Source organism: Mucilaginibacter auburnensis, from assembly GCF_002797815.1.
Lineage (GTDB): Bacteria > Bacteroidota > Bacteroidia > Sphingobacteriales > Sphingobacteriaceae > Mucilaginibacter > Mucilaginibacter auburnensis.
Genome location: NZ_PGFJ01000002.1, coordinates 1,496,384 through 1,508,845, shown reverse-complemented (window position 1 = coordinate 1,508,845; position 12,462 = coordinate 1,496,384). Strand labels below are relative to the sequence as shown.

Below are 12,462 nucleotides of genomic sequence, written 5' to 3'. Positions count from 1 at the left end.
TTATTTAAGTTCTTTACTCAGGTCTTTATTTTTAAGCAGGTCATACCGCTCTTTAATGTTTTCAAGTTTCACTATAATGCCTTTGGTATAGGCGTTGTGTTTGAAATTGTGAATGATCTCCAAAACGTCGGGATCAATATATCGTGATGCGGTGCCATCCAAAATTACCTCTGTTTCTTTAGGCAGATTGGATAATGTTACCTGTATGGCGGCTTTATTTAAAAAGGATACTTCTTCGGCCAGTCGTAAGCGGATAACCTTTTTACGACCGTTGCTTTCTATCTGATAGAAATAGGAATTATTCATGTTGGTACGCAACAGGTAGAATATACCAACCGCCATACCTATGCCTACGCCTATTAGCAGATCTGTAAACACTACTGCCACTATGGTTACAACAAACGGAATAAACTGCGACAGGCCTTTATGCCACATATGCTTGAATAAGGCTATACGCGCCAATTTATAACCGGTCATTAATAATATAGCTGCGAGGCATGACAGGGGAATTAAATTGATAACCGTGGGTATGGTTAACAGTGAGATCAATAGAAAAAAACCGTGTGCTATAGCGCTAACTTTGGTACGTGCCCCCGCGTTCACGTTGGCAGATGAACGCACAATTACAGCCGTCATAGGTAAGCCGCCCAGCAAGCCACTTATCATATTACCGGTGCCTTGTGCTAATAACTCACGATTGGTGGGTGTTACGCGTTTAATAGGATCTATTTTATCAACGGCCTCCACACTAAGCAAAGTTTCCAAACTGGCTACAATAGCAAGAGTGCCGGCGGTTATCCAAACCTGTTTATTGGTGATGGCTGCAAAGTTGGGCGATTTAAACAGTCCGAAAAACTCACTGGTGCTACCAACAATGGGAATGCTCACAAATTGCTTGTCTCTTAACGCCATATCTGTTCCATTAAAAGCCAATCCTAATATTATGCCTGCAACCACAACCAGCAAGGGGGCCGGCACAATAGCCAGCTTTTTTACTTTTGGCCAGTATAATAAAAGTGCTATAGAGATGGCGCTTATAATAACCGCTCCGTAGTTTATTTTAGAGAAGGCTATCATGATCTCAGAAAAGGTATTGTGCTGATCGGTTTGTACAAATCCTTCATCACCTTCAAAATCAGCATCATATCCAACAGCATGCGGAAACTGCTTCATGATCAATATGATACCTATAGCGGCCAACATCCCTTCAATCACAGCGGATGGGAAATAATTGCCAATGGTTCCCGCTTTAATAACCCCCAGAATAATTTGGATGACACCGGCTAAAAACACAGCTAACAAAAAGGTGTCGTATGATCCTAACCCGTTAATGGCATTAAGTACAATTACTGTTAAACCCGCAGCCGGACCGGCCACACTCAATTGCGAGCCGCTGAGCATACCGGTTACAAGGCCACCAATAATGCCGGTTAATAAACCTGCAAATAGTGGTGCTCCTGACGCCAGCGCAATACCCAAACAGAGGGGTAACGCCACAAGGAAAACCACAACACTTGCCGGGAGATCCTTTTTTAAATTCTGAGGACTTAAATACTGTTTAAAATCGAAGAAGCCCGTAGCCCCTCCTTGCTTTGATTGCATAATAATTGGTTCTAATAAATTTTTAATAAATAGGCGCACAAGGCCGGGAGTTTGCCCGGCCTCAAAATGAGTTATGCGTTGGGAGGCGGCGTTGGTACAGCATTATGGTAAGGCTGCACTGGTAACGACAATATAAAGTGATGTAAGTGTTTGGTTTGCACTAACACAGGGGTGTAATCAAAACAAGTATAAGTATGCTCGTCGAAATCCTTTTTTTCTTTGAGCGCGTCTTTATCTGTGGTATCCTTTTCTGCCTTCGTTTCCTGCTCCAATTGCAAAATTACTGATGCTGCAACTTTGGCATCCAACAGATAAAATACAGGCATAACCGATATGATCATCTTAATAGAAAAGACGAGCATAAAAAGCAAACTGGCAAAAGTTCTCTTATTTCGGTTATTCATTCCTAACAAATATATAAATATACTTCATTCAAATTTTTCAGATGCTCTGCATTTATACTTTTTGTTAAAATTAAGTAGTAACACCTGATAACAAAATACAATAAAGCGTTTTCAAGCTGATGTAACACCTAATTAAATATTGTGACGGTCATAATTTAAACGATAGGGTGTAAAACGCGTCGAAAAGCAGTACTCAATTTATGTGCTTTAACATTTGGTTATAAATGAAGCATATTATTAATTTACACACTTAACTGATATACTAATTATAATAATGAACAACTTTAAAAGAACACTACTTGCCATAAGTTTAGCTATACCGCTGTTGGCATCTGCCCAGGATGTGAAAAAAGCGCCATCCGGATGGCAAAACCTCGACCTTAAAACTGATTCGTACTTTGGAATAAGTACTGAAAAAGCATACACTGAGTTATTGAAAGGAAAGAAACACAGCACCGTAGTAGTGGCCGTTATTGACGGCGGTGTTGATACAGCGCATGAAGATTTGCGGGATGTATTGTGGATAAATCCTAAAGAGAAAGCCGGCGATAAAATTGACAACGATAGAAACGGCTATGCAGATGATGTGCATGGCTGGAATTTTATAGGATCGGCTAAAGGCAATGTGCAGTATGATGCATTAGAGGTTACCCGTTTAGTACGCGACTACAAAAGCAAATTTGCCGCTTTAGATACCAATAACCTGAAAGGCGCAGACATTGCAGCCTTTGCCGAGTACAAAAAGATGCGCGCTGAGGTGAGCGAGTCGGCGGCTAAAGCTCAAAAGACCTTTACAGGTGTGAATAATTTCAAGGTGATATTAGACAATATTTTGGCGGCCATAGGTAAAAAAGATCCTAATGCTGAGGAATTGGTAAAATATCAGCCTAAAACAAGTGGCGAAACCTACGTTCAGAAAACGGTATTAGGCGCTTTGCCTCAATATAAAACTGTAAGCGCTTTTGCCGAGGCGGAGATAATGCCGGCCTGGAATCATTACAAAGAACAAGCTGAGTACAATTATAATGTTGACTACGACCCGCGCAGCATAGTAGGCGATGACTATAAAAATGCCAATCAACGCAACTATGGCAATACCGATGTTACCGGCCCCAATGCCGATCATGGCTCGCACGTTGCGGGTATTATTGGCGCGGTTAGAACAAATGGTATTGGCATTCAGGGGGTGGCTGATGATGTACGTATAATGGCGGTGCGGACAGTACCCACCGGCGACGAACGCGACAAAGACGTGGCCAATGCTATTCGTTATGCTGCAGCAAACGGAGCCCGTGTAATTAATATGAGCTTCGGTAAAGCATACTCTTACAACAAAAAAGCGGTAGATGATGCCGTTAAGTTTGCCATAAGTAAAGACGTATTGCTGATACACGCGGCAGGTAACGATAATAAGAATACAGAGAACGAAAATAACTTCCCTAACCGCAAGTATGAAGATGGCAGTGGCATTGCGCAGGCTTGGATAGAGGTTGGTGCATCGGGCCCTGTTGATGATGCATCCTTAAAAGCATCGTTCTCTAACTATGGTAAAACCAGTGTTGATGTTTTTGCGCCGGGTGTTGATATTAACTCAACCACTCCGGGCTCAAAGTACGCCTTGCATAATGGTACCAGTATGGCGGCACCTGCTGTTGCCGGTCTGGCAGCGCTAATACGTTCATACTACCCAAAGTTAACGGCTATGCAGGTTAAGGATATCATTTTGAGATCAGTAGTTAAAATTGAGCATAAAGTAAAAGTACAGGATGGCGAAAATACCAGAGAAGTCAATTTTGATGAGCTTTGCGCAACAGGCGGTATTGTAAACGCGTACAATGCCTTAAAACTGGCGGCTACTTACAAATAATGCTTTATATAGAACAAATACGCCCCGAACTGACCTGGCGCCTGAGGCGCGATGTGTTGTATCCGCAAGAACCATTATTTAAGATGGAAATGGATGAGGATAATAACGGGTATCATTTCGGGGCGTTTCAGGATAATAAGTTGCTGGCGGTCGTTTCTCTCTTTTGGGAGGGAAACGACTTTCAGTTTAGGAAGTTTGCCGTTTCGCCAGAAGCGCAGAGTAAGGGAATAGGTAAGGCGCTGCTCGAACACATTACCAACTTTGCTATTAATGAAAATGGCCACCGTATCTGGTGCAATGCACGTGTAACGGCCACAGGCTTTTATGCTAAGTATGGTTTTAGGCAAACCGGTAAAACTTTCAGCAGAGGCGGGTTTGATTATGAGATAATGGAGAAGATGCTGACAGATAAGTAGTTTTGGTAATTAACTCTTTACTTCAATGTGTTCAAATTAGTTCTAACTTTAAAAGAACAACTGAGCCTCATCATGCCAAAATCCCTTGTATATTTTTTGTTTGTCTTTTCATTGATATTAAGCAGTTCATCAATAGCTGCCACTACTTACCAGCAATCTTTAATTGATACCACTATCAGTTTGATAATTAAAGGCCGTATAGAAATTAACCCTAAACCGGCGTTTATTGAAATACAGGAGAATAACGGACAATTGAACATTGCATATACAGTTGTAAGCAATATTAACTTCGCTGATATGCTGGCCGACTCCGCCTACCAAAATTCGTACAGGAAATATAAGCAGGGTAAAGCTAATATTTGGCCGAGTAAAAGCTTTTATAAGAAATACGGGAATTTCGCGACAGATGTTCTTTCAACAAAGGACAAAGGCTTGACCGATTTGCTGGCTCAGCTTCACGCTTCAAATGTTCAGGAAATTGAGCGCAATAATGAGAACGCGCAAAGGCACTTGCTGGATGGGGCCAACTTTTATCTGATAGAGACGACACCAACAGGGACCAGGCAAATTCAGGCAGAATCTCCAGATGAAAAGAGTCATCCGCTTTTATATAAAATATTGGCGAAGTGCAGGGAGATCTATAGATCGGCACATCCGGATAACACGGGCTTTTGGTAAAGCCAAACCTTCATAAATTTCTAATCAGCGCCTAAAAATTAGAAACATTTTGTGCACCGCTTTGTTATATTTGCTTTCGGCCTGTTAAACAAGGTCCTGCAAAAAAGCCGAACACAATATGTCAAAAAAAAAATCAGAAGATAAGCAGCCTCACGTTGCTGTAGTAACAGATAATTCCCTTTCGTTTCTTGAAAAATATATTAACAACGCTTCGCCTACCGGTTTTGAGTGGAAAGGGCAGGAGTTGTGGTTAGATTATATTAAGCCTTACATTGACGACCATTATGTTGATAACTACGGTACCGCTGTAGGTATTATAAATCCGGAAGCCGAATATAAAGTAGTTATTGAGGCACATGCCGATGAGATATCATGGTTTGTTAACTATATTACTAATGATGGTTTGATATACGTTATCCGCAACGGTGGTTCTGATCATCAGATAGCGCCATCAAAACGCGTAAACATTCACACCGAAAATGGCGTGGTAAAAGCAGTATTTGGCTGGCCGGCTATACACACCCGTTTGGGAGGTGAAAAAGAAGAATCTCCATCACTAAAAAACATATTCCTTGACTGCGGATGTACCTCAAAAGATGAGGTAGAGAAGTTAGGCATACACGTAGGTTGTGTAATTACCTATGAAGACGAGTTTATGGTATTGAACAACCGCTACTATGTTGGTCGTGCGTTAGACAACCGTGTTGGTGGCTTCATGATTGCTGAAGTGGCCCGTTTGTTGAAAGAAAACAATATTCAACTGCCTTTCGGCTTATACATAATTAACGCCGTTCAGGAAGAAATTGGTCTTCGTGGCGCTGAAATGATAGCTCATCGCATAAAGCCTAACGTTGCCATAGTGACAGACGTTACGCATGACACACAAACGCCAATGATCAGCAAAATAACACAGGGCGATCTGGCTTGTGGCCGCGGTCCGGTTGTATCATACGCGCCCGCTGTACAAAACAATGTAAATAAAGTGTTGATAGACACAGCGCAAAAAGCAGGTATTCCGTTCCAGCGTCAGGCATCATCGCGCTCAACCGGTACTGATACAGATGCGTTTGCTTACTCAAATGACGGCGTGCCGTCAGCGTTAATTTCACTTTGTCTGCGTTACATGCACACCACTGTTGAGATGGTACATAAGGAAGACGTAGATAACGTTATTCGTCTTATTTATGAGTCTTTACTGCAAATTAAATCAGGTCAGGACTTCAGGTATATTAAATAATATATCTATATTTACAACAAAATCGAATATTTATTGACGATTTTATAAAATTATTAATTAAATATTACTAAATTATCACCAATAACAATGAAACCTACTCTACTTATTTTAGCTGCAGGCATGGCCAGCCGTTACGGAAGCATGAAACAAACGGATGGCTTTGGCCCAAACGGCGAAACCATAATTGACTATTCAATTTATGATGCCATTAAGGCCGGTTTTGGTAAAGTTAGTTTTATCATCCGTGAGGAATTTGCTGACAAATTCAAGTCTATATTTGAACCTAAGCTAAACGGTAAAGTAGAGACCGATTATATTTTCCAAAGTTTTGATCTGAAACCTTTTGGTATTGATAAAGAGGTGGAGCGTGCTAAGCCATGGGGTACTGCACACGCGGTGCTTGCTGCACGCAACCAGGTAAAAGAGCCTTTCTGCGTTATCAATGCGGATGATTATTACGGTTATGATGCTTTTGAGAAAATGGTTAAGTTTTTAACTACAGAGGCTACTGATTCTCAGTACTCATTGATGGGTTATCAAATTGATAAAACCTTGTCGGAGAATGGATCAGTATCTCGTGGTGTTTGTGAAGTAGATGATAAAGGTAACATGACAGGCGTTAACGAGCGTACCGAAGTTTACTTTAAAGAAGACGGCAGCGTAGCTTATAAAGACGCTACAGGCGAGCATCCGCTACCTAATGATAAACCGGTATCAATGAACTTTTGGGGTTTCACACCGGCTGTATTTGAGCAGAGCCTGCCAATGTTTCAAAAATTTGTTGAAGCTAATGCCGAAAATCCTAAAGCGGAGTTCTTTATACCGTTGGTTGCTGACGAATTGATAAAAAGCGGCACCGCTGCATTTAAAGTTATCCCAACACCATCAAAATGGTTTGGTGTAACTTATAAAGAAGATAAAGAAATTGTACAGGCATCTATCTCGGCCTTGGTTGAGAATGGTACCTACCCTGCTAATTTGTGGTAGAACTATAATATTCTTATACAAGAAAGCCGCCTTCAAATGAGGGCGGCTTTCCTGTTATATAGCTAAGCTATTTTATTTGCAAACACAAGCGGAAGTCGCGTTGCTGCAGGTGGCTTTGCTTGAGCACTTAGCTTTGCTGCAAGCTGTGCAGGTTGCTTTTTTTACAGCTTTTTTTGCCGGAACTTTGCCATCGGCTAATACAGTTGTGAAAGCGAATAGTGCCATAGCAGCACCTAATATTAATTTTTTCATCGTGTTTATTTATTAAAGTTTTTAAATGTTAATTCTTGTGTTTTTTGAATAAACATTAAACTTTTGGCGGTTTCCAATCCGCTGGCAAATAAACGGTGGAGTTGCCGCTTTTATATATAGGGACTGGGTTTTCAATAAAAATAGCTGCGGACGCTTTGACCTCAACCGGCTCCACCGCTAAAAAGCCGCAAATGCTGCAGGTCAATAGCATGTTGCAACCTTGTTTTTCGCAATCTTCGGTTACAGGTTTTTGCTCCTTTTTTTCGCAATGATGTTTATCGCCTTTTGCGCAGCATTCATGCGCAGTTGCAACAATTACAGGCTTTACTCTTCCGCCGAAGGCAGATAGCATAAAGATGCAGTAAATAAGCAGTGAAGCGATGAATTTCATTATTCAAATTTAACGCATAATTAATCGGTAACCTAATGATGGTTATCACTTTTTGCAAACTAAAAGCACAGCTAAGCCGTTGATTTAATATGCAAGTTGAAATACTGGGAAATATAGAAGGCATTGAAATACAAAACGGTGCTTTATTCATAAAAACGGCTGTTGCGGATGCGAGGGTAACTGTTTACAACGACACGATTATCAGGGTTTGCATAACACGACGTGATAAGCAACCCGATCAATCATTGGCTGTTATTCAGGGTCCTTCAGGCGAGTTGAACTACCATGATCTGAGTGATACCATTGAGGTAAACACCTCAGCAATGAAACTGGTGGTCAACAAAAATCCTTTACGCTTTAATTTTTTTACCGCGGATGGAAAGCCGTTAACGGCAGAGGATACCCGCTTTGGTACCACGCTGGACGGCGACAAGGTGATGAATTATCGCCAACTGCATCATGACGAAATGTATTTAGGGCTGGGCGAAAAGACAGGTAACCTTAACAAGCGGGGCATGAGTTATGTAAACTGGAACACCGATGCTGCCGTGCATACCACTAAGGATGACCCGCTTTATAAAACTATCCCGTTTTATATTGGCTTGCACAGCGGCGTTTGCTACGGATTGTTTTTTGATAACCATCACCGCAGCTACTTTGATTTTGGTGCTAGTACCGATGAACAGTTTACCTGGTTTGGCGCTGATGGTGGCGATATGGATTATTATGTGTTTGGCGCGCAAAATGTAGCAGATATTATAAAAGACTACACCTGGTTAACCGGGCGAATGGAAATGCCGCCGCTATGGAGTTTGGGTTACCAGCAATGCCGCTGGAGTTACATGAGTGCTGATGAAGTGCTGGGCATTGCCCGTAAATTCAGGGAACATCAAATACCCGCCGATGCTATTTATTGTGACATCGACTACATGGATGATTTCAAGATATTCACCTGGAATAAGCAAAGTTTCCCTGATCCGAAAGGAATGGTTGATCAACTGAAGGCCATCAATTTTAAATTGGTAACCATTGTTGACCCTGGAATAAAGATAGAAGAAGGTTACAAAGAGTATGATGAAGGAGTAGCTAAAGGTTACTTCGCTACTTACCCCAACGGTGAGTTGTACACCGGCAGCGTTTGGGCTGGCCGCAGCCACTTCCCGGATTTTTTCAGTGAAGACGTCCGCGAATGGTGGGGTAACGCATTTAGAAGCTTGACAGATGTTGGTGTAGAAGGTTTTTGGAACGATATGAACGAGCCTGCTGCATGGGGGCAAAACATCCCGCCAATAGTAAAATTTGGAGAACGCTACATGCCGGAGGTGAGGAACGCTTACGGCATGCAAATGTCTCGTGCTACGCAGGCCGGTACCAAAAAGATATTAGAGAACCAGCGTCCTTTCATACTTACCCGTGCTGCCTATGCCGGTACGCAACGTTACTCAGCCATCTGGACCGGTGACAACTCTGCCAGTGATGAGCACATGTTATTTGGTCAGCGTTTGGTGAATAGCTTGGGCTTAGGCGGTTTTTCTTTCATAGGTGTTGATATTGGAGGCTTTATGGGCAATCCATCGCCTCAATTAATGGTGCGCTGGAACTCACTTGGTGTTTATACCCCGATGTTCCGCAACCATGCCGCGCAGGGTATGAACATGCGGGAGCCGTGGGAGTGGGGAGAAGAGAACGAGAACATCATCCGTAAGGATATAGAACAACGATACAAACTGTTGCCTTACATTTATTCGGGCTTTTACCAATCTACCCAAACCGGCTTGCCGCTTAGCCGTACGCTGGCCATCGACTATACATGGGATGAAAACGTTTATAAAGAGCGCTTTCAAAATCAAACCCTGTTTGGCGACGCGTTATTGGTGGCTCCTGTAATTAGTACTGAACAAGCGGCAGACGTTTATCTGCCCGAAGGTGAGTGGTATCGCTTTAGTACTGATGAGCATTTTGAGGGCAATCAGACTGTCAATGTACCTTCACCTTTAAATGACTTGCCAGTATTTGTTAAAGGCGGAAGCATAATACCGATGCAAAGTTTGGTGCAAAGTACTTCTGATGAATGCGATGGTATATTGCAAATCCACGTTTGGAACGGTGCTGTAGCTAATGAATATGTTTATTATGAAGATGATGGCATCAGCTACAATTATGAGAAAGGGGAATATTATAAGCGTGTTATCTTATTTAGTCCGGAGGAGAGAAGTATATCATTCAGTGCTGTAGAAGGGAGTTATACATCGAGGTTCAATAAATTGCAGATTGTATTGCATGGTTTTGATGGGTTAGAGGTGATTGAGCGCGAGAGTAGTAATGAAGCGCTAACCGTAAACTTTTAAAAGCGTCATTGCGAGGTACGAAGCAATCCCGAGCGACAAGCCGCTGATAGATTGACCGCCATTGCAAAATTGATTATCTGTCGATTCGGATTACACAGTTCGGGATTGCTTCGTGCCTCGCAATGACGCGGTGATGAGTTTGTAGTTAAAAAATAAAGCCCTCCGGATACACTCCGGAGGGCCTTGATATATATTGAGTTAATTATTGTAGCTTATTTCACTTCTTCGAAGTCAACATCAGTTACATCATCAGCTGCGCCTTGTGCGCTACCAGCGTTACCGCCTGCCTGACCTGCATCGGCACCTGGTTGCTGACCGGCCTCTGCTGAAGCTTTGTACATGTCCTCAGAAGCTGCGGTCCATGCAGTGTTCAACTCGTTTTGAGCTACCTCAATGTCAGCTAAGTTTTTAGATGCGTAAGCAGCTTTCAATTTAGTTAAACCTTCCTCAATAGGCGCTTTTTTGTCAGCAGGTATTTTGTCACCGTACTCTTTCAGTTGTTTTTCTGTAGAGAAGATCAAAGCATCGGCACCATTCAGTTTTTCAACTTCTTCTTTTGCCTTTCTGTCAGCATCAGCGTTAGCTTCAGCCTCATCTTTCATCTTTTTGATCTCTGCATCAGTCAAACCTGAAGAAGCTTCAATACGTATTTTTTGCTCTTTACCGGTAGCTTTATCTTTAGCAGATACGTGTAATATACCGTTGGCATCAATATCAAACGTCACTTCAATTTGAGGCACGCCACGAGGTGCTGGTGGAATACCATCCAGGTGGAAACGGCCTATGGTGCGGTTTTGTGCTGCCATTGGGCGTTCACCTTGTAAAATGTGGATCTCAACAGATGGCTGACTGTCTGACGCGGTTGAGAACACTTCCGATTTTTTGGTCGGGATAGTAGTGTTTGATTCGATCAGTTTGGTCATTACACCGCCCATAGTTTCAATACCTAATGAAAGCGGAGTAACGTCTAACAATAACACGTCTTTCACTTCACCGGTTAATACACCACCTTGAATAGCTGCACCAATAGCAACCACCTCATCAGGGTTAACACCTTTTGAAGGCGCTTTTCCAAAGAATTTTTGAACAGCATCCTGAATAGCAGGGATACGGGTTGAACCACCCACTAAAATAACTTCGTCAATATCGCTGGTGCTGTAACCTGCATTTTTTAAAGCGGTTTTGCAAGGCTCAATGGTGCGTTTAATTAGGCTGTCAGCCAGTTGCTCAAATTTAGCACGGGTTAAAGTTTTAACCAGGTGTTTTGGCACGCCATCGCCGGCACTGATGTATGGCAGGTTAATTTCTGTTTGGGTTGAGCTTGATAACTCAATTTTAGCTTTCTCAGCAGCTTCTTTCAAGCGCTGTAAAGCCATTGGGTCTTTGCGCAGGTCAATGCCTTCGTCGCTTTTAAACTCATCAGCCATCCAGTCAATAATCACCTGGTCAAAGTCGTCACCACCTAAGTGTGTATCACCATCAGTTGATTTTACTTCGAAAACGCCATCACCTAACTCCAGTACAGATACGTCATGCGTACCACCACCGCAGTCAAATACAGCAATTTTCATGTCTTTGTGCGCTTTATCCAAGCCATAAGCTAAAGCAGCAGCAGTAGGTTCGTTAATGATACGGCGAACTTTTAAGCCTGCAATTTCGCCGGCCTCTTTAGTAGCCTGACGCTGCGCATCGTTAAAGTAAGCAGGTACGGTAATAACCGCTTCTGTAACTTCGGTACCTAAAAAGTCCTCAGCAGTTTTTTTCATTTTCTGCAAAATCATGGCAGAAATTTCCTGCGGAGTATATTTACGGTCGCCAATTTCAACGCGAGGTGTGTTATTGTCGCCTTTTACAACGCTGTAAGGCACACGCTCAGCTTCTTTAGTAACCTCGTTGTATTGGTTACCCATGAAGCGTTTGATAGATGAAATGGTTTTGGTTGGATTGGTAATAGCCTGACGTTTTGCAGGATCACCTACCTTACGCTCGCCATTGTCGATAAAAGCTACTACTGACGGCGTAGTACGTTTACCCTCGCTGTTAGCAATAACTACGGGCTCGTTACCCTCCATTACGGCCACGCAAGAGTTTGTTGTTCCTAAGTCGATTCCGATTATTTTAGACATATTGATTATATTTCTTGTTTTATGATTATAAACCTAACATGGCAGTATTAACAAGGGCTGTGCCAATCTGGGTTTGTCATAATTTTTGAGGTGAAAGGTGAAAGGTGAAAGGTGAAAGGTATAATTTAGGCAGGATTTGGTTGGAAAATGGTGA

11 protein-coding genes are annotated in these 12,462 nt (G+C 42.4%); 6 read left to right on the top strand and 5 right to left on the bottom strand.

The window, feature by feature from the left end; genetic code table 11:
- Both CLV57_RS17395 and CLV57_RS17390 read right to left on the bottom strand, forming a co-directional pair.
- The gene (locus tag CLV57_RS17395) at nucleotides 1-1,602 is read right to left on the bottom strand and encodes a SulP family inorganic anion transporter (RefSeq protein WP_100342651.1); all 1,602 of its coding nucleotides are present in this window, start codon (nucleotides 1,600-1,602) and stop codon (nucleotides 1-3) included.
- 71 nt (nucleotides 1,603-1,673) lie between these two features.
- On the bottom strand, nucleotides 1,674-2,006 hold the full coding sequence (locus tag CLV57_RS17390) for a hypothetical protein (RefSeq protein ID WP_157799211.1): 333 nt from the start codon (nucleotides 2,004-2,006) through the stop codon (nucleotides 1,674-1,676).
- Between the two features lie 274 nt (nucleotides 2,007-2,280).
- On the opposite strand from CLV57_RS17390, the gene CLV57_RS17385 reads away from it, so the two are divergent.
- The 5 genes from CLV57_RS17385 to CLV57_RS17365 all read left to right on the top strand — a co-directional run bounded on the left by CLV57_RS17385 (nucleotide 2,281) and on the right by CLV57_RS17365 (nucleotide 7,191).
- The gene (locus CLV57_RS17385; RefSeq protein ID WP_100342649.1) at nucleotides 2,281-3,873 is read left to right on the top strand and encodes a S8 family serine peptidase; all 1,593 of its coding nucleotides are present in this window, start codon (nucleotides 2,281-2,283) and stop codon (nucleotides 3,871-3,873) included.
- Entirely contained in the window at nucleotides 3,873-4,289 is a 417-nt protein-coding gene (locus tag CLV57_RS17380; protein WP_100342648.1) for a GNAT family N-acetyltransferase, read from the top strand. Before CLV57_RS17385 ends, CLV57_RS17380 begins: the two co-directional genes overlap by 1 nt.
- A 72-nt stretch (nucleotides 4,290-4,361) precedes the next feature.
- Nucleotides 4,362-4,967, top strand: coding sequence for a hypothetical protein (locus CLV57_RS17375; protein WP_100342647.1), 606 nt, complete (start codon nucleotides 4,362-4,364; stop codon nucleotides 4,965-4,967).
- 118 nt (nucleotides 4,968-5,085) lie between these two features.
- Nucleotides 5,086-6,204 carry a M42 family metallopeptidase gene (locus CLV57_RS17370; protein WP_100342646.1) on the top strand — a complete coding sequence of 373 codons (1,119 nt, stop codon included), beginning with the start codon at nucleotides 5,086-5,088 and terminating at the stop codon, nucleotides 6,202-6,204.
- A gap of 87 nt (nucleotides 6,205-6,291) precedes the next feature.
- Entirely contained in the window at nucleotides 6,292-7,191 is a 900-nt protein-coding gene (locus CLV57_RS17365) for a nucleotidyltransferase family protein (RefSeq protein ID WP_100342645.1), read from the top strand.
- Between the two features lie 72 nt (nucleotides 7,192-7,263).
- Here the strand turns inward: CLV57_RS17365 and CLV57_RS18450 are convergent, their stop codons facing one another.
- Nucleotides 7,264-7,443 (bottom strand): hypothetical protein, encoded by a 180-nt coding sequence (locus CLV57_RS18450; protein ID WP_157799210.1) that lies wholly within the window; start codon nucleotides 7,441-7,443, stop codon nucleotides 7,264-7,266.
- 55 nt (nucleotides 7,444-7,498) lie between these two features.
- The gene (locus CLV57_RS17360) at nucleotides 7,499-7,834 is read right to left on the bottom strand and encodes a hypothetical protein (RefSeq protein ID WP_100342644.1); all 336 of its coding nucleotides are present in this window, start codon (nucleotides 7,832-7,834) and stop codon (nucleotides 7,499-7,501) included.
- An 89-nt stretch (nucleotides 7,835-7,923) separates the two neighbouring features.
- Between CLV57_RS17360 and CLV57_RS17355 the strand changes: the two genes are divergently transcribed.
- On the top strand, nucleotides 7,924-10,182 hold the full coding sequence (locus CLV57_RS17355; RefSeq protein ID WP_100342643.1) for a glycoside hydrolase family 31 protein: 2,259 nt from the start codon (nucleotides 7,924-7,926) through the stop codon (nucleotides 10,180-10,182).
- A 212-nt stretch (nucleotides 10,183-10,394) separates the two neighbouring features.
- Here the strand turns inward: CLV57_RS17355 and dnaK are convergent, their stop codons facing one another.
- Complete coding sequence (gene dnaK, locus CLV57_RS17350; RefSeq protein WP_100342642.1) at nucleotides 10,395-12,308, bottom strand: molecular chaperone DnaK; 1,914 nt, start codon at nucleotides 12,306-12,308, stop codon at nucleotides 10,395-10,397.
- Between the last annotated feature and the right edge of the window lie 154 nt (nucleotides 12,309-12,462).

Excerpts from the sequence above, each read along its gene's own strand:
- CLV57_RS17395 (WP_100342651.1), bottom strand. The coding sequence starts at position 1,602 with ATGCAATCAAAGCAAGGAGGGGCTACGGGCTTCTTCGATTTTAAACAG.
- CLV57_RS17390 (WP_157799211.1), bottom strand. The coding sequence starts at position 2,006 with ATGAATAACCGAAATAAGAGAACTTTTGCCAGTTTGCTTTTTATGCTC.
- CLV57_RS17385 (WP_100342649.1), top strand. The coding sequence starts at position 2,281 with ATGAACAACTTTAAAAGAACACTACTTGCCATAAGTTTAGCTATACCG.
- CLV57_RS17380 (WP_100342648.1), top strand. The coding sequence starts at position 3,873 with ATGCTTTATATAGAACAAATACGCCCCGAACTGACCTGGCGCCTGAGG.
- CLV57_RS17375 (WP_100342647.1), top strand. The coding sequence starts at position 4,362 with ATGCCAAAATCCCTTGTATATTTTTTGTTTGTCTTTTCATTGATATTA.
- CLV57_RS17370 (WP_100342646.1), top strand. The coding sequence starts at position 5,086 with ATGTCAAAAAAAAAATCAGAAGATAAGCAGCCTCACGTTGCTGTAGTA.
- CLV57_RS17365 (WP_100342645.1), top strand. The coding sequence starts at position 6,292 with ATGAAACCTACTCTACTTATTTTAGCTGCAGGCATGGCCAGCCGTTAC.
- CLV57_RS18450 (WP_157799210.1), bottom strand. The coding sequence starts at position 7,443 with ATGAAAAAATTAATATTAGGTGCTGCTATGGCACTATTCGCTTTCACA.
- CLV57_RS17360 (WP_100342644.1), bottom strand. The coding sequence starts at position 7,834 with ATGAAATTCATCGCTTCACTGCTTATTTACTGCATCTTTATGCTATCT.
- CLV57_RS17355 (WP_100342643.1), top strand. The coding sequence starts at position 7,924 with ATGCAAGTTGAAATACTGGGAAATATAGAAGGCATTGAAATACAAAAC.
- dnaK (WP_100342642.1), bottom strand. The coding sequence starts at position 12,308 with ATGTCTAAAATAATCGGAATCGACTTAGGAACAACAAACTCTTGCGTG.